General features: G+C 73.0%; 25 protein-coding genes and 1 pseudogene. 11 read left to right on the top strand and 15 right to left on the bottom strand.

The genetic code is table 11. The features are described from left to right. Nucleotides 1-59: 59 nt before the first annotated feature. Together BXA11_RS00390 and BXA11_RS00385 are read right to left on the bottom strand one after the other, a co-directional pair. The gene (locus tag BXA11_RS00390) at nt 60-713 is read right to left on the bottom strand and encodes an SDR family NAD(P)-dependent oxidoreductase (protein WP_030508247.1); all 654 of its coding nucleotides are present in this window, start codon (nt 711-713) and stop codon (nt 60-62) included. A 37-nt stretch (nt 714-750) separates the two neighbouring features. After that, nucleotides 751-2,856 carry a DUF6421 family protein gene (locus tag BXA11_RS00385; protein ID WP_076431802.1) on the bottom strand — a complete coding sequence of 702 codons (2,106 nt, stop codon included), beginning with the start codon at nt 2,854-2,856 and terminating at the stop codon, nt 751-753. Nucleotides 2,857-3,029: 173 nt separating this feature from the next. Between BXA11_RS00385 and BXA11_RS00380 the strand changes: the two genes are divergently transcribed. Then, nucleotides 3,030-3,740, top strand: a complete 711-nt coding sequence (locus tag BXA11_RS00380) for a hypothetical protein (RefSeq protein ID WP_076431800.1) — start codon at nt 3,030-3,032, stop codon at nt 3,738-3,740. Here BXA11_RS00380 and BXA11_RS00375 read toward each other — a convergent pair. Then, complete coding sequence (locus BXA11_RS00375; protein WP_076431797.1) at nt 3,680-4,342, bottom strand: response regulator; 663 nt, start codon at nt 4,340-4,342, stop codon at nt 3,680-3,682. The two genes, BXA11_RS00380 and BXA11_RS00375, sit on opposite strands and share 61 nt — an antisense overlap. Then, nucleotides 4,339-5,523 (bottom strand): sensor histidine kinase, encoded by a 1,185-nt coding sequence (locus BXA11_RS00370; RefSeq protein ID WP_051761766.1) that lies wholly within the window; start codon nt 5,521-5,523, stop codon nt 4,339-4,341. The genes BXA11_RS00375 and BXA11_RS00370 overlap by 4 nt, the downstream gene beginning before the upstream one ends. Nucleotides 5,524-5,716: 193 nt before the next feature. Here BXA11_RS00370 and BXA11_RS00365 point away from each other — a divergent pair, with 193 nt between their 5' ends. Continuing rightward, a complete protein-coding gene (locus BXA11_RS00365) occupies nt 5,717-7,342 on the top strand; it encodes a zinc ribbon domain-containing protein (protein ID WP_076431794.1) in 1,626 nt (541 codons plus the stop codon). Between the two features lie 28 nt (nt 7,343-7,370). Further along, nucleotides 7,371-9,191 (top strand): serine/threonine-protein kinase, encoded by a 1,821-nt coding sequence (locus tag BXA11_RS43795; protein ID WP_076431791.1) that lies wholly within the window; start codon nt 7,371-7,373, stop codon nt 9,189-9,191. A 115-nt stretch (nt 9,192-9,306) separates the two neighbouring features. Here the strand turns inward: BXA11_RS43795 and BXA11_RS00355 are convergent, their stop codons facing one another. The 4 genes from BXA11_RS00355 to BXA11_RS00340 all read right to left on the bottom strand — a co-directional run bounded on the left by BXA11_RS00355 (nt 9,307) and on the right by BXA11_RS00340 (nt 12,973). Beyond that, nucleotides 9,307-10,044, bottom strand: coding sequence for an adenosylcobinamide amidohydrolase (locus tag BXA11_RS00355; RefSeq protein WP_076431788.1), 738 nt, complete (start codon nt 10,042-10,044; stop codon nt 9,307-9,309). Nucleotides 10,045-10,076: 32 nt separating this feature from the next. Continuing rightward, complete coding sequence (locus tag BXA11_RS00350; RefSeq protein ID WP_076431786.1) at nt 10,077-10,892, bottom strand: ABC transporter ATP-binding protein; 816 nt, start codon at nt 10,890-10,892, stop codon at nt 10,077-10,079. Continuing rightward, nucleotides 10,889-11,917 (bottom strand): FecCD family ABC transporter permease, encoded by a 1,029-nt coding sequence (locus tag BXA11_RS00345; RefSeq protein WP_076432393.1) that lies wholly within the window; start codon nt 11,915-11,917, stop codon nt 10,889-10,891. Before BXA11_RS00345 ends, BXA11_RS00350 begins: the two co-directional genes overlap by 4 nt. 105 nt (nt 11,918-12,022) lie before the next feature. Beyond that, nucleotides 12,023-12,973 (bottom strand): ABC transporter substrate-binding protein, encoded by a 951-nt coding sequence (locus tag BXA11_RS00340; RefSeq protein ID WP_083743901.1) that lies wholly within the window; start codon nt 12,971-12,973, stop codon nt 12,023-12,025. 560 nt (nt 12,974-13,533) lie between these two features. On the opposite strand from BXA11_RS00340, the gene BXA11_RS00335 reads away from it, so the two are divergent. Beyond that, nucleotides 13,534-14,829, top strand: a complete 1,296-nt coding sequence (locus BXA11_RS00335) for an acyltransferase (protein ID WP_239104774.1) — start codon at nt 13,534-13,536, stop codon at nt 14,827-14,829. On the opposite strand, the gene BXA11_RS00330 is transcribed toward BXA11_RS00335, so the two are convergent. Further along, nucleotides 14,792-15,664: a Gfo/Idh/MocA family protein gene (locus tag BXA11_RS00330; protein ID WP_083743849.1), complete on the bottom strand. Its 873-nt coding sequence runs from the start codon at nt 15,662-15,664 to the stop codon at nt 14,792-14,794. The genes BXA11_RS00335 and BXA11_RS00330 overlap by 38 nt on opposite strands. A 102-nt stretch (nt 15,665-15,766) precedes the next feature. On the opposite strand from BXA11_RS00330, the gene BXA11_RS00325 reads away from it, so the two are divergent. Beyond that, nucleotides 15,767-16,345 carry a histidine phosphatase family protein gene (locus BXA11_RS00325; protein WP_076431780.1) on the top strand — a complete coding sequence of 193 codons (579 nt, stop codon included), beginning with the start codon at nt 15,767-15,769 and terminating at the stop codon, nt 16,343-16,345. Between the two features lie 67 nt (nt 16,346-16,412). Here BXA11_RS00325 and BXA11_RS00320 read toward each other — a convergent pair whose 3' ends face one another. The 3 genes from BXA11_RS00320 to BXA11_RS00310 all read right to left on the bottom strand — a co-directional run bounded on the left by BXA11_RS00320 (nt 16,413) and on the right by BXA11_RS00310 (nt 17,860). Next, nucleotides 16,413-16,688, bottom strand: coding sequence for a hypothetical protein (locus tag BXA11_RS00320; RefSeq protein WP_076431778.1), 276 nt, complete (start codon nt 16,686-16,688; stop codon nt 16,413-16,415). A 116-nt stretch (nt 16,689-16,804) separates the two neighbouring features. After that, a complete protein-coding gene (locus tag BXA11_RS00315; RefSeq protein ID WP_030508262.1) occupies nt 16,805-17,038 on the bottom strand; it encodes a DUF397 domain-containing protein in 234 nt (77 codons plus the stop codon). Next, the gene (locus tag BXA11_RS00310) at nt 17,039-17,860 is read right to left on the bottom strand and encodes a helix-turn-helix domain-containing protein (protein WP_197042637.1); all 822 of its coding nucleotides are present in this window, start codon (nt 17,858-17,860) and stop codon (nt 17,039-17,041) included. A gap of 200 nt (nt 17,861-18,060) precedes the next feature. Here BXA11_RS00310 and BXA11_RS00305 point away from each other — a divergent pair, with 200 nt between their 5' ends. Beyond that, the gene (locus BXA11_RS00305; protein ID WP_239104773.1) at nt 18,061-18,570 is read left to right on the top strand and encodes an ATP-binding protein; all 510 of its coding nucleotides are present in this window, start codon (nt 18,061-18,063) and stop codon (nt 18,568-18,570) included. 421 nt (nt 18,571-18,991) lie between these two features. Next, a complete protein-coding gene (locus tag BXA11_RS00300; protein WP_076431776.1) occupies nt 18,992-21,379 on the top strand; it encodes a helicase-associated domain-containing protein in 2,388 nt (795 codons plus the stop codon). Between the two features lie 28 nt (nt 21,380-21,407). Here the strand turns inward: BXA11_RS00300 and BXA11_RS00295 are convergent, their stop codons facing one another. Beyond that, nucleotides 21,408-22,658: an ArgE/DapE family deacylase gene (locus BXA11_RS00295; protein ID WP_076431774.1), complete on the bottom strand. Its 1,251-nt coding sequence runs from the start codon at nt 22,656-22,658 to the stop codon at nt 21,408-21,410. 93 nt (nt 22,659-22,751) lie between these two features. Between BXA11_RS00295 and BXA11_RS00290 the strand changes: the two genes are divergently transcribed. After that, a complete protein-coding gene (locus tag BXA11_RS00290) occupies nt 22,752-23,783 on the top strand; it encodes an endonuclease/exonuclease/phosphatase family protein (RefSeq protein ID WP_076431772.1) in 1,032 nt (343 codons plus the stop codon). Here BXA11_RS00290 and BXA11_RS00285 read toward each other — a convergent pair. Next, a pseudogene (locus tag BXA11_RS00285) lies at nt 23,780-24,445 on the bottom strand (NADPH-dependent F420 reductase); the annotation flags it as partial. The gene BXA11_RS00290 and the pseudogene BXA11_RS00285 sit on opposite strands and share 4 nt — an antisense overlap. Before the next feature lie 79 nt (nt 24,446-24,524). Between BXA11_RS00285 and BXA11_RS00280 the strand changes: the two are divergent. Further along, a complete protein-coding gene (locus tag BXA11_RS00280; RefSeq protein ID WP_030508269.1) occupies nt 24,525-24,920 on the top strand; it encodes a winged helix-turn-helix transcriptional regulator in 396 nt (131 codons plus the stop codon). A 3-nt stretch (nt 24,921-24,923) separates the two neighbouring features. On the opposite strand, the gene BXA11_RS00275 is transcribed toward BXA11_RS00280, so the two are convergent. Beyond that, nucleotides 24,924-25,472, bottom strand: a complete 549-nt coding sequence (locus tag BXA11_RS00275; RefSeq protein ID WP_076431768.1) for a DUF1349 domain-containing protein — start codon at nt 25,470-25,472, stop codon at nt 24,924-24,926. Nucleotides 25,473-25,828: 356 nt separating this feature from the next. Here BXA11_RS00275 and BXA11_RS00270 point away from each other — a divergent pair, with 356 nt between their 5' ends. Both BXA11_RS00270 and BXA11_RS00265 read left to right on the top strand, forming a co-directional pair. Further along, nucleotides 25,829-26,428 carry an RlpA-like double-psi beta-barrel domain-containing protein gene (locus BXA11_RS00270; RefSeq protein ID WP_076431766.1) on the top strand — a complete coding sequence of 200 codons (600 nt, stop codon included), beginning with the start codon at nt 25,829-25,831 and terminating at the stop codon, nt 26,426-26,428. A 61-nt stretch (nt 26,429-26,489) separates the two neighbouring features. Beyond that, on the top strand, nt 26,490-26,810 hold the full coding sequence (locus BXA11_RS00265; RefSeq protein WP_030508272.1) for a GroES family chaperonin: 321 nt from the start codon (nt 26,490-26,492) through the stop codon (nt 26,808-26,810). Nucleotides 26,811-26,842 lie beyond the last annotated feature (32 nt).

Genomic DNA, 26,842 nt, shown 5'->3' with positions numbered 1-26,842 from the left:
GTTTCGGGCCCCCGACCGGCCCGTTCAGGCCGGCCGCGGGTCCGGATCAGCAGCGTAGATCAGGGCACGAGGTCGATCCTGCGGCCGTTGACCGCAGCCGGCTCCTCGTCCCACAGGCCCGCGACCGCCGCCGCCAGGTCCTTCACATCGGTGAAGGTCCGATACGGCTTGTCCGGGTTCGCGGCCCTCATCTCATCGTGCACCAACGCGTTGACCACCAGGACCACCGCGGCGGCGGATGTGTCCTTCAGCGCGTCGGCCAGCGACAGCGTCCACGCCTCCGCGGCGGCCTTCGCGGCCGCGTACGCCGCGCCGCCCTGCGTCGGCTTCTGGGCGGCCCGGGCCGACACGATCGCGAAACGGCCGTTCCCGCTCTCCCGCAGCAGCGGCTCGAACTCCAGCGACACGTTCTGCAGGGTCCTGATCAGCAGGTCGTGCAGCAGGTCCCAGTCGTCGAGCGAGGTGTCGGCGAAGGTCTTCGACCCGCGCCAGCCGCCGACCAGGTGGACGACGCCGTCCACCCGCCCGTGCTCGGCCCGCACCCGCCCGGCCAGGCCGCGTACGGCGTCCCGGTCGAGCAGGTCGACGGCCAGGCAGCCCTCCGCGCCGGACTTGTCCACGCCGATGACCGTGTCCCCCAGCTCGGTGAACCTCCCGACGACGGCACGGCCTGCCGGACCGCCCGCCCCCGTGACCACGATCACCCTGCTCATCGCACGCCCCTCCCGATCTCACCCACGTGGTTCGCGCTCACGCCCGGATGCCCCGGGTCGACTCCACCACCTCGGTGAGCTTACGGCGCAGGGCCTCGTAGAACATGCTCAGGGGGAACTCGTCGGGCAGCACGGCGTCGACCATGGCCTTCTGCTCCGCGGGCAGCGCCTGGACGCCCTGCTTCCAGACCGAGGCCGGGTCGGGCTCGACGTACGTCGCGACCAGCTCGTGCGCGGCGAGCCAGTGGGCCCGCTTGGACCGGTCGATGCCGTCGCGGTAGAGCTTCTCCACCTCGCCGCGCAGGTCGGCGACGCCGTCGGCGACCCGCGACCAGTCGATCGTGAGCCGGTTGTCGGTCCACCGCACGATGCCCTGCCGGTGCAGGTAGGCGAACAGCAGCTGGCCGCCGAGCCCGTCGTAGTTGCGCACCCGCTCGCCGGTGATCGGGAAGCGGAACAGCCGGTCGAACAGGATGGCGTACTGCACGTACCGCGCGTGCGGCACGCCCGCGGCCTCCAGCTTCACGGCCTCGCCGTACGCCGTGAGGTCGCAGCGCAGCTCCTCCAGGCTGTAGAGCCAGTACGGCATGCGCTGCTTGATCATGAACGGGTCGAACGGCAGGTCGCCGTGGCTGTGCGTGCGGTCGTGGACGAGGTCCCAGAGCACGAACGTGTCCTGGGCGAGGTCCTGGGACGCCAGCAGCCGGGCGGCGTCCGGCGGCAGCTCCAGCTTCAGCGTGGCCGCGGCGGCCTCGCTGACCCGGCGGAACCGGGCGGCCTCGCGGTCGCAGAAGATGCCGCCCCAGGTGAAGCGCGGCGGGGTCTGGCGCACGACCACGGTCTCGGGGAACAGCACGGCCGAGTTGGTGTCGTAGCCGGAGGTGAAGTCGACGAAGGTGATCGGCACGAACATCGGGTTGTCGTAGCCGCCCGCCTCCAGCTCGGCCAGCCAGTCGGGCCACACCACCCTGATCCAGACCGCCTCGACGTTGCGGTCGGGGTTGCCGTTCTGGGTGTACATCGGGAAGACGACCAGGTGCTCCAGGCCGTCGATCCGCTGGGCGTCGGGGTGGAAGAGGTTCAGCGAGTCGAGGAAGTCGGGTTTGCCGAGGCCGGCGGCCACCCACGCGCGGAAGTCCTTCATCACTGCGTCGAGATACTCGGCGTCGTGCGGGAAGTGCGGCGCGAGCCGGGCGACGCCGTCGACGATCTCGCTGATGCACGCCACGGCCTCGTCGTGGTCGCCGGTGACCGAGCCGTCCTTGGCCTGGAGCGGGCGCAGCCGCTCCACGGCGGCCTTCAGCCGGCCGAACTCCTCCGCCACCTCGGGGCGGGACGCGCGGGCGGCGCCGGACGCCTCGGGCACCCGGGCGGCCCAGGTGACCAGGTTGCCCCACAGCTTCTCGTGGTCGTAGTCGCGGATCGAGTCGTCGCCGAACAGGTCGGAGTCGGCCAGGACGACCACCCGGCCCCTGCCGCGCCGTACGGCGGCGACGAGCGGGGCGCCCGCGGGATCGGCGGCCCCGGAGGTCGTGAACAGGACGCTCGCCTCGGCCGGCGCGCCGAGCGTGCCCGCGCGGTAGAAGCAGGCACGCCCGACCTCGGCCAGCAGGTCCTGGGCCACGCCGCCCGGCCCGGTCACGGCCTGCGCGGTCACGGCCTGCGCGGTGGGCACGCCGAGGACCCAGGTGGCCACGGTGTTGTGGCAGTTGCCGGGGTCCTGCACGGTCGTGTGCTCGACCGTCACCCCGAACCGGGCGAGCAGCTCGCCCAGGTTGCTGCCGTACTTCTCCTGCTCGTGCTCGGCCAGCACGATCAGCCCGCCGCCGCCCGCGACATACGCCTCGAGCGCGTCGATCTCCTCGGCGGAGAAGACGGGGCTGCCGACCCCGGTGGTGCGCTCCCAGCGCCCGGCCGAGGGGTGCGCGACCACGAAGACGTCACACCCGTCCAGCACGGCCGGGGTGATCGGGCCCTCGGTATGCGCGCGCACCGTGTGGCCGAGCCGCCGCAGCGCCCCGGCGGCCTCCGCATAGCTGTTGTCGTCGGGGTGGGCGGGATTCATGGACTCGGCGACCTCCCGCCGGATCGTCCACGCCTCGCTGTGCGCCTCGTCGAACAAGACCGCCGGGAAAGCCGTCATGAAAAATCTCCCGTACTGTGAGCCGTCTTCCGGAAAATATACACATATCCGGCCTTGCAGCGATAAGTCGCTCTAGCGGATGAGGAGCCATCATCCGAGCGGCGGACGAGTCCCCGGGGGTCGCTCACCTACCGTCACCGGCCGTAGGGAGAAAGACCCGAAGGGAAAGATCGATGTTCAAAATGTCCGACTCGGTGGCCTTCCGGCGCTCCGTCACCGGAGTCCTGCTGTTCGTCGCGCCGCTGCTGCAGTTCGTCGCGCTCCTCGTCGATCCCGGCACGTGGGGCGACGACCGCGAGATGGTCAGCTACGGCGACAACCCCGCCCTGGCCCAGCTGGAGTCGCTGCTCTACCACTGGAGCTGGGTGCTCGTCCCGATCGCGGCCTTCGGCCTGCTGCACCTGGTGCGCAGGAAGGCCGTCGTCTTCGGGCACATCGCCGGTGGCATGACGATCATCGGCTACATCAGCGTCTCGGCGCTGCTCCTCATGGACCCCGTGGAGTGGTGGTTCGGGCAGCACTACCCGGTCGAGCAGGGCCAGAAGATGTTCGACGAGGTGTTCAACCTGCCCGGCGTCATCTTCGGGTTCACGCTGCCGTGGATCTACCTCGGCATGATCGGCCTGCCGCTGCTCCTGCTGGCCGTCTGGCGCGCCGGCTTCGTCCACTGGTGGGTTTCGGCCGTCGTCGCCGTGGGCTACCTGGGCGCCATCGCGGTGCCGTACAGCCCGCTGACGATCCCGTTCTGGGGCGCCCCCGTCATCGCCATGGGCTACCTCGGCCTCAAGGTGCTGCGCATGACGAACGCCGATTGGGCGTCGTACTACCCGAGCGCCGACCCCGGCGTCACCACGCCCGACTCGTACGCGAACACGACCGCCTGAGCGCGGTCGCGCAGGTTCAGCTTCATGAGCACGCGGGCGACGTGGGTCTTGACCGTGGCCTCGCCGACGAAGAGCTCCTTGGCGATCTCGGCGTTGGTGAGGCCCCGGGCGAGCATCCGCAGCACCTCCAGTTCGCGCGGGGTGAGCTCGGCGAGCTGCGGCGGCCGGACCGGCTCGTGCCGGCCCGCGAAGGAGGCGATCACCCGGGTGGTGACGGCGGGGTCGAGCAGGCCGTCACCCGCGGCGACGACCCTGATGGCCTCCACGAGCTGCTCCGGCGGCGACACCTTCAGCAGGAAGCCGCTGGTGCCCGCGCGCAGCGCGGCGTACAGGTTCTCGTCGGTGTCGAACGTCGTCAGCATGATGACCTTGGGCGGCCGTGGCGCGGCGAGCAGCTGCCTGGCCGCGGTGAGCCCGTCCATGCGCGGCATCGAGATGTCCATGAGCACGACGTCGGGCTGCACCCGGCGGGCCAGGGCGACCGCCTCGGCGCCGTCGGCGGCCTCGCCCACGATCTCCATGCCGGGCTCGCTCTCGACCACCATGCGCAGGCCGGCCCGGATCATCGCCTGGTCGTCGGCGAGGACGATGCGGACGGTCAATTCGTGGCCTCGCTCATCGGCACTCCCTGGGAGATCGGCAGCGTCGCGCGGACGCGGTAACCGCCCTCCGGCAGCGGCCCGGCGTCCAGGGAGCCGCCGAACAGCTCGGCCCGCTCCCGCATGCCGATGAGCCCGTTGCCGGTGGACAGCGCCGGTCCGGCGCCCCCGCCGTCATCAATGATCTCGAGTTCCAGCCGTTCGGGGTGGTAGGCGATCCGGATGCGCACGTCGGCGTCCCCGGCGTACTTGACCGCGTTGGTGAGGGCCTCCTGCACGATCCGGTAGGCCGACAGATCGAGACCGGGCGCGAGCCGTACGGCGTCGCCCTCGACCCGCAGCGTGGCGCGCAGCCCGGAGGACCCGACGGTCGAGATGAGGTTGGGCACCATGTCGAGCCCCGGCTGGGGCAGCGCCTCGTCCTGCGGCATCCGCAGGGCGCCGAGCATGATCCGCAGCTCCTCGACCGCCTCCCGGCCCGCCTGCTCGATGCCGCTGAGCATCTCGGCCTCCTGAGAGGGGCCGTCTTCCTGCGCCGCGCCCATCCGCCGGCGCAGCACCCCGGCCTGCATGACCATCATGCTCACGCTGTGGGCCACCACGTCGTGCAGTTCCCTGGCGATCCGGTTGCGCTCGGCGGCGACGGCCTCGGCGGCCCGGCGTTCCCGCTCCGACTCCAGCCGCGCCGCCCGTTCGCTCATCCGGTGCGCCCGCAGGAGGTAGCCGTGCAGGGCCAGTCCCGTGGCGTACGCCGAGCCGAACATGACGGTGAGGTAGACGACCTCCTGGAACGGCAGGAACCGGTGGTCGACGGCCCCCGAGTCGAAGATCAGGATGCCCGCGAAAGCCCAGGCGCCGCCGTGCCTGACCGACAGGTGGGCGCCGATCGTGTGGAAGACGATGAGCAGCGCGGCGAGCTGCCAGACCGGGCATGACTCGTTGCCCTGCCGGTGCCAGGCGTACTGCGCGAGGATCATGAGGATGAAGACCGCCACCGGAGCCCTGCGGCGATACCAGACCAGGACGCCGGTGACCAGCGCCTGCCCGACCCACCACAGCTCGGGATTGCGGGCCGCTCCGTAGTCCATGGCGTCCGTGAACGCCTCAAGGGTGCCCAGCGCGATGATCGCGAGGCCGATCAGGAGGTCGACGCGGGGAACCGAGCGGAGGGGGGACAAGCGCATGCGCGCAGAGTAATCCTTGACGGCAGAGCGCGCATCAGGGAACAGACCTCCCGCAATCGGCCTGCAAGTAATCGTCAAGCGACGGCGCGATCATCGCGCTGTATCAAGTGGGTGTCGGTCACGAAACCCACCTTGTCGAGCACTGTCCGCGCTGAGACGCTTGAGGCGTTCCGAACAGGCATAGGAGAAGCAGATGCCCCGCCTGCACTCCCTTATCGCGGGGCTGGGCGCGCTGTCGGCGCTCGCGGCGCCCTTGCTCCACCCGCACCCCAGCGGTTCCACCGACCGGGTCACCCCTGGCGCGGTACGCGTGGAGTCCTCCTCGCATGTCCGCATCACGCTGCTCGACGACCGTGGCGTGATCAAGCAGTTGGCCCGGGACTACGACGTCGACCTGGCGAAGGGCAGCGGCTTCACGGTCACGCCCGACGGCGTGGTCGTCACCGCGACCCAGGTCGTGCAGGCCGCCGAGGATCCCCGGGTGTACGCCGCCAACCGGGTGTTCGCCGAATACTTCAAGGTGAAGATCCCGGCCGACTTCAAGCGGCACTCCCTGGACGACGTCGACCTCGACCGGCGGCTCCAGGCGTGCTATCCGCCGCAGCAGACCGACTCGACCTGCATCGCCGACGTCACGACCAACGTCAGCGTCTACCCCTACCTCGACCCGCCGCCGCCCGGGGGCCTGCCCGCGCAGATCCTGACCGCCGGGACCTCCCCCGCGTCCCCGGCCGTGCTGAAGGTCACCAAGGGCGGCGAGAAGCAGTCGCTGCCGACCGTTCCGCTGGGCACGACGATCGGCGGGGCGGTCGAGTCGCTCGACGTCATGTCGCTCCCGGGCAGGCCCTCGGCGAAGACCCCGCCCAAGCTCGACACCGCGCACCTCGACCCGCCGGGCAGCCGGACCTTCAAGGAGCGCGACAAGGTCGCCAAGCTGCTGGACGAGGGCGCGCCCGGCGCGGCCCTCATCGACGACGGCAAGAGCGAGGTCGTCGGGTTCGTCTCCGGGGGCGGCGGCGAACCGGCGACGATCACCCCCGCCGACGACATCCGCAGCGCGCTGGTCGCCGCCGGGGTCACCCCCCGCCGCGGCGCGGTCGACGTCGTGTACGAGAACGCGCTCGCCTCTTACCACAACAAGCTCTACAGCGGCGCGATACCGGCGCTGCAGCAGGTGCTCAACCTGCGGCCCGACCACGCGGTGGCGGCCGACCATCTGCGGGTCGCCCAGTCCAAGCAGGGCACCGCGGAGGACGCCGGCGCCAAACCGGCGGCGCGCCCGGTCGCCGTCACGCCGCCCAAGTCGTCGGTGCCGTTGTACGTGTGGGCGGCCGGCGGCGTCGCGGTCCTCGCCCTGCTGGCCGTGGGCGTCGTGCTGCTGCGCCGCAGGAGCACCGCACGCCCCGGCACCGGCGGCGAGACCGACCCCGGTGCCGCCGCACCCGGTGCCGCCGCGCAGGGGGAGTTCGCGGGCGAGGCCGGGTCCTACCCGCCGCCGGAGAACTCCTGGCCGCCGTACGCCGTGACCAGGGTGTTCGGGGCGGAGGCCGCCCGCTCTCCCGACGTCGTGGGGCCGCCGCCGGCTCCCGTGCCCGCGGATCCGTCCCCGCCCGGCGGGCATTCGTACCCCGCGGACCTGTCGCCGGCGCACGGGCACGCGCATCCGGAGGAGCCCTCGCCGCCGCGCGGGCACTCGTACCCGCCGAACCCGTCGCCGCCGCGGGGACAGGCGCAGCTGAAGTTCTGCACGCAGTGCGGCATGCGGCTGGGTCAGGGACACCGCTTCTGCGGCTTCTGCGGGAACCCAGCCGATTCGTGATCTACAGGACGTTCAAGGGGGAGACCGTATGACCGAGGGACCCGTGATGCCGCCGCTCGTCGGGCGGCGGCTCGGCGACTACACGGTCGAGGCGGTCGTCGGTCGGGGTGGCATGGCGACGGTCTACCGGGCCCGCGACCAGCGGCTCGGGCGGGCCGTGGCGCTGAAGGTGCTCGCGCCGCAGCTCGCGCACGACGATCGCTTCCGCGACCGGTTCGTGCGCGAGTCCCGGATGGTGGCGAGCATCGACCATCCCAACATCATCCCGGTGTACGAGGCCGGCGAGCGCGACGAGCTGCTGTTCATCGCCATGCGCTACGTCGAGGGCAGCGACATGCGCAAGCTCGTGCAGTCGGAGGGGCCGCTGCCGGTCGGGCGGGCCAACCCGCTGTTCGTGCAGATCGCCTCGGCGCTGGACGCCGCGCACGCCCACGGCCTGGTGCACCGCGATGTGAAACCGGCCAACATCCTGGTCACGCGGGCCGACCACGTCTATCTGACCGACTTCGGGCTCACCAAGAGCTCCTCGGCGGAGGCCGGGCTGACCAGCCACGGTCATTTCATGGGCACCCCCCGCTACGTCGCCCCCGAGCAGATCCGGGGACTGCCGGTCGACGGCCGGAGCGACATGTACGCGTTCGCCTGCGTGGTGTACGAGGCGCTCGCCGGGCAGCCGCCGTTCCAGCGGGACACCGAACTCGCGCTGCTCTACGCCCACGTGTCCCACGACCCGCCGCCGCTGACGCCGTACCGGCCTGACCTGCCGCACGCGGTGAACGCCGTGCTCACGCGGGCGCTGGCCAAGTCGCCGGGCGAGCGGTTCGAGACGTGCCAGGCGTTCGTGTCCGCGCTGCGCGACGCGATCAGCGGCGGTGCGGGCGACCCGGCGCCGGCCTCCCCGTCGTATCCTCCGGTCTCCACCTCCTACCCCCCGGTCTCGTATCCGCCGGTGTCTCCGGTCTCGCCGGAATCCGCCGGGACCCGTCCGCAGGGGTCCTACCCGCCGGCCACGCCCACCTCGTTCCCTCCCGGCACCAGGCCGCCCGTCACCCATCCCTCCGGCTCGACGCCCGGGGCGTCCCGCCCGCCCGTGAGCCATCCGACCGGCGCCGGGACCGCTGTGGGCCATGTACAGGGAGGGGTGCAGGGACAGGGGTCGTTCCCTCCCGGGTCGCCGCACTCGCACGCGACGGTCGCGTCGGCGGCCCCTCAGGGCCACCGGCGAGGGCTGCCGCTCGGACCGCTGATCGGCGGCCTGGCGATCCTGGTGTCCATCGCCGTCGCCGCCACGCTGCTGCTCACCAGGGGCGGGGACACCGCCGCGACGTGGAACACCTACCCGGGCAGCACCGCGGCGCCGTTCACCATGTCGTACCCCTCGGCCTGGGGCGAAGCCACGACGAACGCCGACCAGTGGATGATCGCCTCCCCTGCGGTGAACGAGTTCAACGCGCTGTTCGCGGTGCCGGGCAACACCGACTGGTCGAAGGTGACCCCCATCATCACGGGCCAGCCTGATCGGGCCGCGGGCGTGTTCGCCCAGGTCAGCAACACCCTGAGCACCTCCGACTCGCCGATGGAGCTCCAGGAGAGCCTGGGCCCCGCGCTGCCCGGCGTGGCCACCTACTACGGCGTGCCGGTACCGACGACTGTCGGGGCCAGGCCGGCGTTCCGGATCGAGGGCGTGCTCAGCGACCCCCAGCAGGCCTCGCGGCTCGAATTCATCACCTACGTCGTCCGGCAGGGCGACACCGGCACGACCGTGCTGATCACGTTCTTCTGCCCGGCGGGCAAGTTCAACCAGTCGAACATCGACCACATGGTGAACAGCATCACGTTCACGTCCTAGCCGGGTCCGCCGGGCCGCCCCCGGGCCTTGGCCGGGCTCCCCCCGCCGGCACACGTGATCGGTACCCGGCGGCAGGAGGAGCGCATGGCCGCCCCGGACGATCCGGAACGACCGATCACAGAAGCGGGCTGTGTTCCCGCCGGGTGCGCCAGTCCCGGGCGCCGTCGAGGACGGCCCGGTGGACCGCGCGGGCGATCCGCGCGCCCCAGACGGAGCGCGGGCCGCCGAACGCCTCCGCCGGACCGTCCTCCCGCACGGCGACGCACACGGCGTCCGACGCGGTTCCGGTGCAGGGGAATCCCGCCTCCAGCAGCGCCTGCGTCTTCGCCTCGGTGACCGTCATGACGGCGTTGACCAGCGCGGGGTCGGAGAACGCGACCGGCACGGCCACCAGGATGTTGATCGTCCCCGGGCGCGGCGCGCGCCCGCCGGTTTCCAGCACCCCGGCATCGCCCGCGCCGACGGTCTCCCGGGCGGACTCCGCTCCGGACTCCGGGGCGGTCTCCCGCGCGGACTCCGGGGCGGCGGGCAGGCCGGGGTCGGGCACGCCCTCGGGCGCGGCCGCCCAGGTCGGCACGCCCAGGCCGACCGTGGCGACGGCCTCCGCTCCCCCGTCTTCTGCCGCGGCGTACCGCTCCACCACCGCCGCCGTCATCATGCCGACGCCGGGACCGCCGGGGCCGAGCGCGTCCATGTGCTCGACCGGGTCCATGCGTGAGTAACCGGCGGCCACCTGCGCGTTCAGCACCCACTCCCGGCGGCCGACGCCGCCGCCCAGCATCGCCGAGGAGATCATCCGCCAGCCGGGCCCGAACCGCCACAACAGCGCGCCCAGCCGCAGGCCGTCCTCCATCCGGTATGTCAGGGACGGCCGAGGGAGGCCCGTCACGCCTCCTCCGCCATCGACGCGACCGACGGGCGGACCAGGTGGACGACCGGCCGCCCCTCGGGGCCGGGCTCCACCCGCACGCGGGCGCCGAAGTGCTCGGTCAGCAGCGGCTCGGCCAGCACCCGCGCGGGCGGCCCGGCCGCGACCGCCCGCCCGGCGGCGAGCAGCACGAGCGCGTCGGCGTACTGCGCGGCGAGACTGAGGTCGTGCAGCGTCGTCACGACGGTGAGGTCGTCGGCCAGGCGCAGCCGGTCGACGAGTTCGAGCACCTGCTGCTGGTGGCCCAGGTCGAGCGCCGTGGTCGGCTCGTCGAGCAGCAGCACCGGCGCCTGCTGCACCAGCGCCCTCGCGAGCACGACGCGCTGGCGCTCGCCGCCGGACAGGTGCCCGAGCGGCCGGGACGCGAAGCCGTCCAGGTCGAGCCGTTCCAGCACCGACCGCGTCACCTCACGGTCCCGCGCGCTCTCGCTGCCGAGATAGGCGATGTACGGCGTGCGGCCGAGCAACGCGTAGTCGTAGACCGTCATGTCGGGCGGCAGCGCCGGGCTCTGCGGGGCGTAGGCGATCAGCCGGGCCCGCCGGCGCGGGCGCAGGTCGTCCACGGCCGTCCCCTCGACGAGCACCTCGCCCTCCCTCGGCACCAGCCCGGCGACGGCCCGCAGGAGCGTGGACTTGCCCGCGCCGTTCGGGCCGATGACCGCCAGCCACTGGCCGGGCGCGGCCGACAGCGTGACGTCCGCGAGCACCCGCCGCCCGCCCAGCGTGACGCCCACGCCGCGCGCCTCGACGGCCGGTACGGCCCGCCCGCTCACGTCTCCACCCGCCGGGTCACGCGCAGGACGGTGACGAAGAACGGCGCCCCGACGAACGCCGTGACGACCCCGATCGGCAGTTCGGCCGGTGCCAGCACCGTACGCGCGATCGTGTCGGCCAGCACGAGGAACGCCGCGCCGCCGAGGAACGACAGCGGCAGCACGATCCGGTAGGACCAGCCGGCGAGCCGGCGGACCACGTGCGGCACCACGATGCCGACGAAGGCGATCAGCCCGCTGACCGCCACCGCCGACGCGGTGGCGAGCGAGGCGGCCAGCAGCACGACGAAGCGCACGCGCGCCGCGCGCAGGCCGAGGCTGACCGCCTCCTCGTCGCCGACCGACAGCACGTCGAGCAGCCGCCCGTGCAGCAGCATGACGACGGTGGACACCGCGGCGTACGGCGCGATCATGCGGAGCTGGTCCCAGCCACCGCCGACGTCGCCGAGGATCCAGGAGTAGATCCGCTGTAGTTCCTCCACCTTGAGCTGCTGCACGAAGGTCTGAATGGCGGTGAGGAACGAGGTGACCGCGACCCCGGCGAGCACGAGCGTCGCGGTGCCGCCGCCCCGGCCCGCCGTGTGGCCCAGCGCGTACGCGAGGAACACCCCGCCGACGGCCCCGGCGAAGGCGGCGATCGGCACCGCGCTCACCCCGGTATCGCCGCCCAGGAAGACCACGACGAGCGTCACCGTGAGGCCGGCTCCGGCCGCCGCCCCGAGCAGATAGGGATCGGCGAGCGGGTTGCGGAACACGCCCTGGTAGCCGGCCCCGGCCGTGGCGAGCAGCCCGCCCACGACGGCGGCGAGCAGCACCCGCGGCACCCGGAGCTGGAACAGCAGGCCCTCCTCGACCGGCGCGAGGCCCGAGTGCACGGACACCAGCGGCAGCCGGTCGAGCAGCGCGAGCGCGATGGCGCGGGGCGAGATGCCCGCCGCGCCCGCCATCAGGCCGAGGGCCAGACTGGCCGCCAGCACGACGGACGCGACGAACAGCGCCCGGCCGCGCGGCCGGGCCGGAGTCATGACGCCACCGCCGGCCTCACCGGCGTCACCGCGCACCGCGCCACCGGGGCCGTCCGCGTCGTCATCGCGCACCGCGCCACCAGGAGCGTCCGCGTCGTCACCGGCTCAGCTCGCCGCCTTCTGCACGGCGTCGCTGACGGCCTGGGCGAGGTCGACGACCCGAGGCCCCCAGCGGGAGGCGACGTCGTCGTCCAGACCCACCACGCGGCCCTTCTTCACGGCGGACAGACCGGACCAGCCCGGACGCTTGGCCAGCGCGGCGGCGTCCTGCCCGCAGCACTTGGTGTCGCCGAGGAAGATCAGGTCGGGGTCGGCCTTGGCGATGAACTCCGCCGACAGCTTGGGATAGCCGCCCGCCGCGTCCGGCGCCTCGTCGGCGATGTTCTTCAGCCCGAAGAGGCCGTAGACCTGCCCGAGGAACGTGCTCGACGTCGCCGCGTAGGGCGTGGTGTCCAGCTCGTGGTAGTAGGTCAGTTCCTTGTCCTTCGGCGCCGCCGCCGCGAGGGCGTCGATCTTCTGCTTGACGCCGCTCGCCACCTCGTCGGCCTTGGCCGCGTTGCCGGTGGCCGCGCCGAGGTCCCTGATCTGGTCGTAGGTGTCGTCCAGCTTGGCCGCGGCGGGTTCGAGCAGCACCGGCACGCCGACCTTGCCGAGCCCGGAGACCACGCCCTCCAGGTCGTTGGCGAGCACCACGAGGTCGGGCTTGGCGGCGACGATCGCCTCGACGTTGGGCTTGAACCCCGACAGCGAGGTCTTGGGCGCCTCGGGCGGGTAGTTCGACTGGTCGTCCGCGGCCGTCACCTGCGCGCCCGCGCCGATCGCGAACAGGATCTCGGTGGCCGTCGGGGACAGCGACACGATGTGCTCGGGCCTCTTGGCGATGGTCACCGCGCCGTTGCCCGCCTGGACCGTGACGGGGAAGGCGCCCTGTCCGGTGCCGTCCGAGGCGGCGGGGGTGGGGGTCGCGGACGTGGCGGCGCCGTCGCTCTGGCCGCAGCCGGCCAGAGCGAGCACGCCCAGCACCACACCCGCGACGGCCGTGCGTACGGGCCTCACGAGGTCCTCCATAAGGGGGAATGCCGGGAATCGAGGGACCCGCTGGAAGCGACGGATCACCCTTTTCCACGAGGGTCGATGGCGTCGGCGCGCAGCGCAGGCGACCTGGCTCGTCCCCGGGGTCGGGGAACCACAGTTGCGGGACAGCGCCGGGTTCTCACCGGACTTCGCTGCGCGGCGCGCGTCGGACGCAACGGTACCAATCCCTCACGCGGCGTCCACCCCCGCCCCGGAACCCGCCGCCGGGGGGGGCGGACGGCGCTCCACTCGGACGGGCCGTCTGCCTGGGCGTACGCCGGGGTGGTAGGGCAGGCCCTACCCCGGCGGTAGGGGGTCGCCCATGAGCTGAAGTAGGGACCGCGTCGCTGCGCCGGGCGGGGCCGCGGCGGGACGCTTGACGCGCAGCCCGAAGACCCCTGCCAGATGACCCACGCGCCCGAAGACCCCGCGCCAGAAGACCCTCTGCCAGAAGACCCCGAGAGCCGGAGGACCCGAATTCCCCGGCCCCGCCGCCCGCGGATCGCCCTCCGCGGCGGCCCGACACAGCGAAGGCGGCCCCCGTGTCCCTGACCATGCTTCCCCCTGCGGCCGAGAGGGCCCCGGCCGCGCCCGCGCCGCGGGACCGCTTCATCGACGTCCTACGCGTCTTCGGGATGGTCCTGGTGGTCGTCCAGCACTGGACGATGCCGGTCCTGTCGTACGCCCAGGGACGGCTCACCACGGGCAACGCCCTGGCGGCGATCCCGTACGTCACCTGGATCTCGCAGGTCATGCCGCTGGTCTTCTTCGCCGGGGGCGCGGCCAACGCGATCAGCTTCCGGTCGGCGGTGCGACGGGCGGGGGGCCCGCGAGCGCGGTCCGGCGCGGCGCGGGAGTGGACGGCGCGGCGGGTTCGCCGCCTGGCCTGGCCGGTGGTGCCGCTGGCGGTCGTGTGGCTGCCGCTCCCCCACCTCCTGGTGGCCCTCGGCGTTCCCGCGCAGCCGGTGGAGGTGGCCGCGCGGACGGTCGGCCAGCTGCTGTGGTTCCTGGCGGTCTACCTGCTGGCCGTGGTGGCCACACCGCGCCTGCTGCGGACGCGGACCGGGGTGGTCCTGCCGGTGCTTGCGGGCGGCGCGGTGCTGATGGACGTGGTCCGGTTCTCGGGCCTTGAGGCGGCCGGCTACCTCAACGTCGCCTTCGTCTGGCTGGCGGTCCACCAGGTCGGGTTCCGGTACGCCGAGGGCGGCCTGGAGTGGCTGACGGGCCGCCGGGCGGCCGGGCTCGCGGTGGCCGGGTTCGCGATGGTGGCGGCCCTGGTCGCGACCGGGCCCTACCCCGCCAGCATGATCGGGATGCCCGGGATGATCTCGAACATGGCCCCGCCGAGCGCCTGCCTGCTCGCGCTGTTCGCCGGTCAGCTCGGCCTGGCGATGCTGCTGCGCCCCGCCGTGAACGCGCTGGCGGCCCGCCCGAGGGCCGAGGCGGTGCTCAGCGCGCTGGCTCCGCGCATGATGACGGTCTACCTGTGGCACATGACCGCGCTCGTCGCCGTCGCGGGCGTGGCCACCATCGGGTTCGGGCTGACGACCCCGCAGGCCGGCTCGGCGGCCTGGTGGAGCGCCGTCCCGCTGTGGCTGGCCGTCCTGGCGCTGGTCCTGGTCGCGCTCACCGCGATGCTCGGCCGCTTCGAGGACCCCGCGGGCGCCGCAGCCCACCGGCACGTGCCGGCGGCCGTCCCGCTCGTCGGCGGCGCGCTGCTCACCCTCACGATCACCGGGTTCGCACCCGGTGCGGCGCCGGTGATCGCGTCCGTCGCCCTGATCGCGGGCCTCGCCCTGGTCAGCCGGCCCGCAGCTGCCGCTCCACGTCGTCGATGATCTCCTGCATGCGCAGGCCGTGGCGGGCGTCGAGCGGATGCCCGCCGCCGTCGCGCACCGTGCCGGCGAACTGCCGGACCACCTCGGGGAAGACGTCGCCGAGTTCGGAGCCGAGCAGTGTGGCGTTGCCGAGCCGTCCGTACACCTCGACGCGGCTGGGCGGGGTCTCGCCCTCGGCGGCCATGCTCAGCGACGCCTCGCTGACCGCGCCGCCCTCGTGCTCCAGCAGCAGGCCGACCCAGCCGAGCGGGTCGCCGTGCGCCTTGACCGCGACCACCCGGCCCAGCGCGGCGTCGAGCAGGTCGATCATGTGCGGGCCCACGTCGAGCACCGCCCCGCGCTCCAGCCGCCAGGGGGTGGCGAAGGGGCCGCCGCGCAGGCTTCCGGAGATGTTCGCGGCGTGCCCGCCGAAGGGCTCGATCCGCCGGGCCCGGTCCAGGAAGCCGGCCGTCGCCGCCGAGTAGCGGAACGTGAAGAGCATCTGGGAGGCGACGCCCGCCTCCTCGATCGCCCCGGCGAGCCGCCGGGCGCCGTCGAGGTCGGCCGCGAGCGGCTTCTCCAGCAGCAGCGCCCTGCCCGCCCGGGCCGCGCGCACGCCGAGCTCGGCCTGGACGGCGGGCGGCACGCAGAAGGCGACCGCCTCCGACGCCGCGAACAGGTCCTCCAGCCGCTCGAAGGAGGGCGCGCCGTGGGCGTCCGCCAGCGATCGCGCCGCCTCGGGCCTGCGCGCCCACACCCCGGACAGCGTCGTGTGCGGCCCGGCGGCGAGCGCGGGCGCGTGCACCATCTCCGCCCACGGTCCCGCACCGACGAGTCCCACCCGCACCGGCTCCATGACGGCCCCCTTTCCCGCGGGGGACCCTACTGCAGGCCGCAGCCGGGCGGTCAAGGGGGCCGTCGCGAGTGAAACCGGTCATACGGGCAAGATGGAGGCCCTATGAACGTCATCCTGCTGAGGCACGGCGAGACCGAGTGGAGCAGGGCCGGGCGGCACACGGGCCGCACCGACCTGCCACTGACACCCCACGGCGAGGAGGAGGCGCGCGCCCTGTCCCGCCTGGTGGCGGACCGGTCGTTCGCGCTGGTCCTCGTCAGTCCCGCGCAGCGGGCCCGCCGTACGGCCGAGCTGGCCGGCGCCGGGCCGTACGAGGTGGACCCGAATCTGTGGGAGTGGGACTACGGGGGTTACGAGGGAATCTCCACCCCCGACATCCGCGAGTCACGCCCCGGCTGGTACGTCTGGCGCGACGGCGTCGTCCCGGGAGACGGGGCGCACCCGGGTGAGACCGTCGAGCACGTCGGGGAGCGGGCGGACAAGGTCCTCACCCGGATCCGGTCGGCGGACGGGGACGTCCTGGTCGTCGCGCACGCGCACATCCTGCGTGTGCTGGCGGCCCGCTGGCTGGCGCTGCCCGCCGACCACGGCAGGAACTTCCGCCTCGACACCGGGACGTACTCCGTCCTCGGCTACGAGCACGACGAGCCCGTCCTGCTCCGCTGGAATGCGCCGGCCTGAAGACGTGCCGGCCTGAGTCACGCCTGTCCGATCGAACCTGTCCGATCACACGCGCCCGAGACGCGTGTCACACCTGGGCGACCGGCTGGGGCTGCGGGCCTCGGCCGGTGAGCCATTCCAGGACCTTGCGGTGGCCGCGCCGGGCGTCCTCGAAGTGCCCCCACCGCCAGTACCTGGGCTGCTCCCGTACCCCCGTGACCCATGTCCGGTAGGCCACCGACCTCGGCTGCCCATCCTCCGGGTCGGCCGGAGTGGCGACTCCGTAGGTGCGGATCACCACGCGGCCTCCGGGTGCGAACAGCACGTCGTCGGCCACCGGATAAAGAGTCATCTGGTCCAGCACGGGGTCCCCCTTGTGAGCTTTACTGGGACCCACTCTGCCGGATCCGTGTTACGCCTCCCGCGTCGCGCTGTTACGCCTGTGAGAAGCGGGTGAACACGGGGTCGCTCCAGAGCCGGTCAGACCAGCAGTCCGTCGAACTCGCCGTCCTTGACCCCGAGCACCAGAGCCCGTATCTCGTCACGTGTGTAGATGAGCGCCGGCCCGTCGGGATAGCGGGAGTTCCGGACGGCCACGCTGCCGTCGGGAAGCTCGGCCAGCTCCACGCAGTTGCCGGTCGAGTTGCTGTGGGCGCTTTTCCGCCAGGTGACCCCGGCGATGTCGGTTGCGGGCATCCCGTTATAAGCGTGCATTTATGTCTCTCTGAGAAGTTCGCCGAGGATCTCGGCAGTGCCGCCGGGCGTGGTGCTCTCCACGCACAGCTGCTCCATGGCCGTGAGGTAGGGATCGATGTCCTCACGTTTGTCCAGGTAGAGCGCACCCCAGAGCTGCTCGACGTAGACCACGTCCGAAAGGTCGGACTCCGGGAAGCGGAGGATGGTGAACGCGCCTCCCTCGGCCGCGTGCATCCCGTAGCGAAGGGGCATCACCTGAAGGGTGATGTTCGGCAGCGTGGACACCTCCAGCAAATGCTGGAGCTGTTCCCGCATCGTCGCACTCCCTCCGATGGGCCGCTTGAGCGCGGCCTCGTCGATGACGGCCCACAGCCGGGGGCCGTCCTTGCGCGTGAGCCTCTCCTGCCGCTGCATCCGCAGATGGACGCGCTGTTCGAGCTCGTCCTCCGGGGCGTCCGGATAACCGAGCAGGATGACCGAGCGGGCGTACGCCGCCGTCTGCAGCAGGCCGGGCACGAACTGCACCTCGTAGGTGCGGATCACGCTGGCGGCCTCCTCCAGGCCGACGTAGGTGACGAACCAGTTCGGCAGCACCTCGCCGAACTTGTGCCACCACCCGGGCGTGTTCGCCTCGCGGACCATCTCCAGCAGGCCACGCCTCTCGGCGTCGTCGTGGACGCCGTACAGCGTGAGGAGGTCTTCGACGTCACGTGTCTTGAACCCGACCCGGCCGAGCTCCATCCGGCTGATCTTCGACTCCGAGGCACGGATGTGGAATCCGGCGACCTCGCGGGTCAGCCCCCGCTGCTCACGCAGCCGGCGCAGGCTCGCGCCGAGCATGATGCGTCGAACGGTGGAACCGGATCCGGGCGGATCTATGGACACGTGCTATTCCTCCGCTTTGTGGACTGGTTCACAGTCTGTCAAAGATCGCCCCCTTCGTCCCAGTGGTGTTCGGGGGTAACCGTAGCGCTTGCACAACACGCTTGCACGTGCATTCGCTCTTGCACATGCACGGGAGTGTCCCTCATCATGATCCCGTGCAGTCCACGAACCTGACTCGTGGCCAGAACCAGTGGTCGGCGCTCGACTGGTGGCCGCCCATCGGCTGGTGGCCGGAGCCCGCCCGCGATCTCCTCGACCCCGGGTCGGCCGCCGCCAGCGCCACCTTCGTCCTGCCACCTCGTGCGGAATCGGTCCACTCGGCGCGCAGCTTCGCCACGGGGACCCTCGCGGGCTGGCAGCTGGCCGACCTGATCGACGGGATGGAACTTGTCGTCTCGGAGCTGGTCACCAACGCCCTGCGGCACGGCATGACACTCGCCGACGGCCGGGTGCGGGAGGCCATGCGGCTGTCGCTGATCCGGCGGGGAGCACACGTGACCTGCGCGATCACCGATCCGGGGTCGTCCGCGCCGGTGCTGCGGGACCCCACGCCCTTCGAGCCGGGCGGTCTCGGGCTGCACATCGTGGAATCGCTGAGCGTGTGCTGGGGATGGTGCCCGCTCGTCCCACAGGGCAAGGCGGTGTGGGCCGTACTGGCGGCCTGATCACCGGCCTGCGGCCGGACGGCGGGGCCACGCGCTTCGCCGTAGGCTTCGGCCGTCCCGGACGGGGAGTGCCGGCTCTCCTGCCGGGGACGCCGGAAAACCTAACCGGATCGCCAGATTTACCTATCGCCGGTCATGGTCCGCCGGCCGAAGAGCGCTCCCGTGCAGCCCGGAATGCATGGGAGCGCCCTCCGGCCGGCGGCCCGGATTCCCCGGAACCGCCCCTGAGGCCGGGCGCGGCACGCGATGATGGGCGGAGAGCGGGCCGCGACGGCCCGGCGGCGTGCTCGTTCCCCAGCGATCGGCGGAGAAATATCGTGATCTCGGGATTCGTGACTTTGCGCTCTTTGTTCGGTCACGGACCCCGGCGAGACGGTGATCTGCACTACGGTGGCTTCCTGGGACTCCCGAGAGATCTACGATGGACGATCACCTAATCGGCTGGCTGACCAGTCTTGACGAAGACAGGCTCGCCCGCGTGCTGGCGAACCGGCCGGACGCGATCGCCGCGCCGTGGCCCCGGCGACTGGACGCCCTCGCGCAACGTCTGACCGACACCTTCGCCGTCATGGAGGTCATGCGCGGCCTCCCCCTTCCCCCGCTCGAACTCCTGCAGGCGTGCCTGGTCATCGGCGGCCGTCCGACGGAGGACGAACTGGCCCGGTTCCTCGGGGTGAGCACCTCCGCGGTGATCCCCTGGCTCGACCATCTCTACGACCACGCCGTCGCCTGGCCCGGCCGCGACGGCAGGATCACCGTGGCCGAGGCCGTCGCCCGCTGGTGGACCGCGCCCTGCGGCCTGGGCGAGCCGCTCGGCGCGTACCTCGACTCCTGGAAGCTCAGCACCGACGCGCTGCGCCGCATGTGCCGCGTGCTCGACCTGTCCGCGCAGGGCGGCAGGCGCCAGGTGGTCGCCCGGATCACCGCGCTGCTCGGCGACTGCGAGCGCCTGGGGGCGCTTCTCGACGACGCCCCCGACGGCACGCTCGGCATGCTCGACGACTTCGCGTGGGACGGCCCGGTCCGCAGTGTGAACGGCAACCGGTTCATCACCCCGGGCACGCCGGAGAAGTGGGCCCTCGACCGCGGCCTGCTCTTCCGCACCCAGTGGGACCTGGCGGAGATGCCCCGCGAGGTCGCGCTGGCGCTGCGCGGGCCCGACTACCGCGGGCCGTTCACGCCGTACCCGCCCGACCTGGCCACGGCCGAGGCGGACGCCGACGGCGTCGAGCACGCGATGTGCCTTGCCGCGCCGCACGTGCTCGACCGGGCCACGGCGCTGCTGGAGAACGTCGACAAGACGCCGCTGCCGCTGCTCAAGAACGGCGGGGTCGGCGTGCGGGAGATCAAGCGCCTGGCCAGGGAGACCGGCTGCGCCGAGGACGAGACCCGGCTGCTGCTGGAGGTCTGCGCGGTCGCCCGGCTGATCGCGATCGACGAGGAGGCGGGCGGGCTGACGCCGGCCGGCCGGTACGACGCGTGGCGGCTGGAGGAGGCGCCCATGCGGCTGCGCGTCCTGCTGGCCGCCTGGTGGCGGATGGAGCGCTCGTCGTTGCGCCGGGTGGACGGCCGCCACCCCGCCGCGCTCGGCGACGACCCGGCCGGCGAGACGATCGCCAGGATCCGGTGGGCCCTGTTCGCGGCGCTCGCCGAGATCGCGGAGGGCAGGGCCTTCGCGACGCTGCCGGAGCTCGTGCAGCGGGTGCACTGGCGCGCCCCGCTACTCGACCGGGAACTGCTGGACGGCTGCGCGGCGGCCGTGCTCGCGGAGGCCCGCCTGCTGGGGCTCGTGGCCTGCGACGCGCTCACCGCTCTCGGCCGGGCCCTGGCCCCGCTCGCGGCCGTCGCCGGGGACGAGACGCGCGAATGCGCGCCCGAGGTCGAGCACGACCCCGCGCTGGCGAAGGCCGCCACGCACGCCATGGCCAGCGCCCAGCGCACGGCCCTGTTCGGCGCCGACCTCACCGCCGTGGTGACCGGCCCGCCGTCGGTCGAGCTCGCCGCGCTGCTCGACCGCGCCGCCGACCGCGAGTCGCAGGGCACGGCGTCGGTCTGGCGGTTCAGCCCCGCGAGCGTACGGCGGGCCCTGGACGGCGGGGACACGGCCGACACGCTCGTCGCCGACCTGTCGGAGGCCGGGACGCTCCCCCAGCCGCTGACCTACCTGATCAGGGACGTGGCGCGGCGGCACGGCGAGGTCACGGTGTCGTCGGTCGGCTGCATCGTCCAGGGCTCCGACCCCGCGCTGCTCGCCGAGATCGCCGCGCACCGCAAACTGGCCAAGCTGGGCCTGCGGCTGCTGGCGCCGACCGTGCTCGCCGGCGCGGCGCCCGCCGCGGCCACACTGGCCGCCCTCAGGGATGCGGGCTACGCCCCGGTGCCGGTGGACGACACCGGAGAGATCACCATCCGGCGCGAGCCGCAGGGCGGGCGGCTGATCCTCCTGCCCGGCGGCCGGGTCGCCGAGCTCGAACCTCCCGGCCCCCTGCTGGAGCCCCCGCCCGACCCGCGCGAGCACGCCAGGCGGCTGCTGGTCAGCGGCGGCCCGGTGGCGGCCACGGCGCAGCCCCGCCAGACGTGGGCCGTCATCGGGCGGATGGCGACCCGGCTCCCGGCGGCGCAGCAGTCCCTGCTCGGCTTCGTCGTGGACCGCGACGTCCGCGCGATGATCACGCTGGCCGACGGGGTCACCGCCACGGTCAGCCACGGCGAACTGCGCAGCGGCGTGCTCGACGCGTGGTGCGAGGAGGCCGGCGACTACCTGGAGTTCCCGCTCAACGAGATCGCCGCGGTCACCGCCGACTGCTGACGAACCTCAAGGGGACGCCTCAGCGGTCTCAGCGGACGCCGCAGCGGCGCAGCACGAGCAGGGCCAGCGCGCGGGTGACGTCGCGGACCTCCCGCAGGTCGACCTGCTCACGCGGGGCGTGCGCGAACCGGACGTCGCCCGGCCCGTAGTGCAGGGTCGGCACGCCCGCCCCCGCGTACAGGCGCAGGTCGCTCCCGTACGGCGCGGCGGTGCGGCCCGGCCGTCCCCCGGTCACGTCGGCCACGGCCCGGGCCGCCTCCTCCGCCAGCGGGTGCCCCTCGGGCAGCCGGCCACTGGCGAACTGCCCGCCCGGCCAGGTGACGCGTACGGGGTTGTCCCGCAGCCAGAGGTCGTCCAGATCGGCGAGGGCGCTCTCCAGGGCGGCGCGGGCGTCGGCCGGGTCCTCGTCGAGCCGGACGCCCAGCCGTCCCTCGGCCACGAGCAGGTCGGGCACCGTGCTCGCCCAGTCGCCCGCGCGCACGGTGCCGATCTCGATCGGGTACGGCAGCGGGTTGCCCGCGAACAGGGAGCCGGGGTCGGCGTTGCGCTCGCGTTCGAGCCGCCGGACGGCCTGCAGCACCGGCACAAACGCCTCGACGGCGTTGACCCCCTCGTAGCGGGTGGCGCCGTGCGCGGCCCGGCCGGCGACCTCCAGGCGGAAGGTCAGCGCGCCGGCGTTGGCGGTGATCAGCTTCCCGCTCGTCGGCTCGGTGATCACGGCCGCCTCCCCGGTGTGGCCCCTGGCCAGGGTGGCGAACGCGCCGAGCCCGCCGTCCTCCTCGCTGATCACGCAGTGGACGGCCAGCGGCCGCGCGAGCCGCACGCCGGTCGCGCGCAGCGCGCGCACCACGGCGAGGTTGGCGGCGAGACCGGCCTTCATGTCGCAGGCGCCCCGGCCGTGCAGGGTGGTCGCGGTCAGGCGCGCGCCGAAGGGGTCCTGCCCCTCCCACTTGCCCGGGTCGCCGATCGGCACCACGTCGGCGTGCCCCTGCAGGATCAGCGCGGGCGCGCCCTCACCCTCGGTGACGCCGACCACGCCGTATCCCTCGGCGCGCTCCGCCTCCATGCCGGGGAACCCCTCACGGGAGCGGAGATCGTCGAGGTCGAGCTTCCACATGTCGACGTCGAGGCCCCATTCGGTGAGCATGCGGGCGCACCTGTCCTGCAGGTCCGACTCGGCGTCGGTGCCGGTGATGCTCGGCACCCTGACCAGGTCGGCCAGCAGGCGCACCGTCTCCGCCTCGTCGAGGGCGTCCAGAACTCTCGCTTCGACATCCATGCCGGAGACTGTACGGCCTGCCACGACCGGCGTGGAGCCCCGGAATGCACGTGCATTCCGTCGTACGGTGGATCTTTCAGGAAGGAGTCCGGGATGGCGAGACTGACAGCCGGCTGGGTGGGCCGCCCGGGGGTCTGGCGCAGCCTGATCGCGTGGCCGGCCGTCGCTCCGTTCGCGCTGTGGGCCCTGCTGCGGCTGGTGCCCGGCGACGTCCATTTCCGCTGGGTGCAGCTGGTGGCGTTCACGCCGTACGTCGCCCTCGCCTCGGTCCTCGCGCCGCTGGTCGCGCTGCTCGTGCGGCGTCCCGTCGCGCTGGTCGCGGGCCTCGCGGTCACCGTGACGCTGGCGGCCTGCGTGCTGCCCCGCGCGCTGTCGGACACGTCCCCTCTCGGCTCGGCCGGTCCCGGCGTGCGGGCGGCCGGCGACGCCGGCCCGGCCCTGCGGATCCTGTCGGCCAACCTGCTCTACGGCTCGGTGCCGCCCGCCGCGCTGGTGGACCTCGTGCGGCGGCTGCGCCCCGACGTCCTGACGCTGCAGGAGCTGACCCCGCAGGCCTCGGCGGGCCTGCGCGCGGCGGGCCTGACCACGCTCCTGCCGTACGCGGACGACCGGGCCCAGGAGGGCTCCAGCGGCTCCGGGCTCTTCACTCGGTTCCCCCTGCGGCCGGCGGATCTCACGGCGGTGAACGGCCGCAGGCAGGCGGCGGGCATCGTCGAGGTTCCCGGCGCGGGACCCGTCGCCGTCGTGTCCGTGCACCCGTGCGCGCCGCGCTACGCGTTCCGGTTCAGGTGCTGGTCGAGGTCGCTCGCCTCGCTGCCCGGCCCGGGCGAGCTCGTACGGATCCTGTCCGGCGACTTCAACGCGACGCTCGACCACGCCCCGGTGCGGAGCCTGCTCGACGCGGGCTACCGGGACGCGGCCGACGCGACCGGCAACGGCCTCGCCGGCACCTGGCCTTACCGGAAGTCGTCGGACTTCGGTGGCCTGCCGGTGCCGCCCGTCACGATCGACCACATCCTGGTGGACCCGCGCGTCGCGGTCCGGGCGTTCGGCGTCCACCGGCTGCCGGAGACCGACCACCGGGCGATCTTCGCCGAGCTGGTCCTGCCCACGACCGGCACCTAGAGTCGCGGGGCCCGTTCCGACGTGGGGAAGGCGAACCGCGGCTCCGCCCCGGACCACCACGCCCCGATCGCGAACGCCGCCGCCGCCTCGACGTAGAGCGCACGGGACAGCCCTCCGCAGGGCATCGGCGTGCATCCCATCGACGTGATCAGCGCGGCGGTCCTGTCGAGGCTCACGGGGTCGTCGCCGCAGAACGGCACGGCCAGCGCGACCCCTTCGAACGCCGGCCGGGGCAGCGTCCAGATGCTGTCGTGGCACAGGTTGAACGCCTTGACCACGTGGGCGCCCGGCGCGGCGTCCGCCATCAGCCGGGCGACCGAGGTCGTGCCGCCCGTCGTCAGCACCGGCCCGTCGTCTCCCGGCCGGAGGGGATTCGAGCAGTCGACGACGGTCCGCCCGGCGAGGTCGGCCGCGAGCCCGTTCACCAGCCGCGGCGCCGCGCCGGCGGGAAGCGCCGCGAGGACGACATCGCCGTGGGCCGCCGCGTCCGCGAGCGTCCCGTCCTTCGCGGCGCCGATGCGAGCCGCCGTCGCGGCGGCCGCGGACCGGTCGCGTCCGCCGACGAGCACGTCGTGCCCGGCGCGGGCCCAGGCGCCGCCCAGTGCCGTGGCCATCGCGCCCGTGCCGAGGATGCCGATACGCATGAGGGGCTCCGTTTCCGAGGAATCAGGTGACGGTCCGCGACGCTAGGCGAACCGACGCACACCACACGGTGTCCTTCGCGGCGGGCAGGATGAGGCCATGGACGAGTTCCCCGACCGGCCGGCGTACACCTCCGACTGCCGGGCGCGCCTCGCGTTCGAGGTGCTCGCGAACCGCTGGGACAGCGTCGTGGTCTACACGCTCGGCGAGACCGGCCCGATGCGGCCACGGCGGCTGCGCGCCCGGATCGGCGGGATCTCTCCCAAGGTCCTCAACGAGGCGCTGCGCCGCCTGGAGCACAACGGCCTGGTCGAACGCCGGGCGTACGCCGAGGCGCCGCCCCGCGTCGACTACGCGCTGACGGAGGCGGGCACGGCCCTGCTCGCGCCCATGCGCGCGATGGGCATGTGGGCCGTGCGCCACGGAGACGCCGTGCTGGACGCCCAGGACCGCCACACGGCACGGGGACGGGAGCGGCGCCTCACGGGCGCGTGAGGGCTACCTGAGCGACACGCGGCCGAAGCGGGTCTCGAAGCCCTTGCCCACCGGGGCTGCGCACATGACCCCGGCGAGGGCCGGGGCCTGCGGCGGGAAGTAGGCCAGGCGCAGCAAGTGCTCCGGCTCCGCGCCGTTCACGCCGTATCGGACGGTCACGGCGTCGCCGGCTCGTTCGAGGTCGAACGTCGCGGAGACGAGTCCGCCGGGCGCGGGCGTGACGGACCAGTCGGAGAAGCCGCGGGTGACGACGACGCTGAGCTGGTGGCCGCCGTCGACGAACTCGACCCCCGCCTTGATCCAGTTCTCCTCGTCGATCCGCAGCACGGCTCCGGCCTGGTCGTACTGCTCGGCGTAGTCGGCCTCGAAGGTCACGGTCAGCCGCGCGTCCCCGGTGACCTGGCGGCCGAACATGTGGGCGGTGTCGTACGAGTAGCCGTAGTGCGTGGTCTGCCACAGGTCGGTCTGGGCGCCGGCGACGGCCCGCAGGCCCTCCCCCGTCTGCGACCAATCGGCGGGCTCGTTGATCCACGCGAAGTCGTCCAACGCCATGCCGGCCCCCTGCCGTCGCTTTGCCTGATCGTGCAATCAGAGCGCTTTCCGGGCGCCTGCGTCAAGGACGATCTACGCGGTCTTTAGATCGATTTGTCCACTTTACTTACTCTTTCCCTATACTCGTGCCTCACATCACCTTTTGCCCCAGTAAATCCCTTACATCGCAAAACCGTCGTATCCCCTTCCCCAGGGAACGCGCGACCCGCTTCCGGAGCCCTTCGCCCCACTTTTCCGAAGGTTGCTCCGCCGTACCCGGGCGCGCGTGCGGAACCCGCCTGCCAGCCGGGACTCCTCGACGACGCCAGGCCCCGTTCCCCCGAGGGCCGCCCCGCGACCGAGACGAAAGGAACCTCATGCGCAAGCGAGCCCGTCAGGTGATCATCACGGCGATGGCCGGAACCACACTCGTCGCCTGCGCGGCCACCGCCGCGGACGCCTCGGTGATCCCTCAGGCTCCCTCCTCCGCGCCACTCCCCCCAAGGGCGCCCGTCGTCTCCCCCGACACCGCCCGCCCGATCCCCACAGACCTGGCCGCACTGGGCGCGGCCTTCAACGAGGCCCTCCGCACGGCGTACGCGAAGGCGAAGAAGGCCGCCGCCCTGCCCTCCGGCGTCTCCACCGCCACGTCCTTCTGGGACGCCCAGACCGCGTCGGGCAAGCCGATGCGATACCGGACCATCGCCAGCCCCTACTGGCCCCTCGGCACCAAGGTGCGGATCACGTACAAGAAGAAGAGCGCGATCGGCGTCGTCGAGGACTTCGGCCCGGCCGAGTGGGCCGTGGCCCAGCACGACATCCCGGCGATCGTCGACCTGTCCGAGAAGATGATGGCCGACCTGACGGGCGTCGCCTCCAACACCGTCCACGTACGGTTCCAGGTGCTGAAGTGGGGCAAGGGCGGCGTCTACCGCCGCTCGGGAACGGGCCACGACCTGGCCATGGGCCGCCGGTGAGCCCCCGGCGCCGGTGAACCTCCGATGACGGTGCCCGGGCCGCTGCGCGTAAACTGCGAGCGTGGCTGACCCGAAGTTCGAGATCCAGATGCTCCACGACCGCGTGATGGTCAGGGTTCAGCGGGACCTTGAGGAGCGGCGCAGCAGCGCGGGCATCGTCATCCCGGCAACGGTCAAGATGGCCAACCGGCTCGTCTGGGGCGAGGTGTGCGGCGCCGGCGCCAACGTCAGGTCGGTCAAGACCGGCGACAAGGTCCTGTTCAACCCCGAGGACCAGTACGAGGTGGAGGTCCACGGCCAGCTCTACCTGGTGCTGCGCGAGCGCGACCTGCACGCCGTGGCGACGCAGCAGACCGACCACGGCACCGGCCTCTACCTCTGACCCCCCGACCTCTTGTCTGTGGCCTCCGGACC

Source organism: Microbispora rosea, from assembly GCF_900156315.1.
In the GTDB taxonomy this organism is placed as follows: domain Bacteria; phylum Actinomycetota; class Actinomycetes; order Streptosporangiales; family Streptosporangiaceae; genus Microbispora; species Microbispora rosea.
Note: the sequence above shows the minus strand (reverse complement) of the source record. Positions and strands in the feature narration are given on the sequence as shown.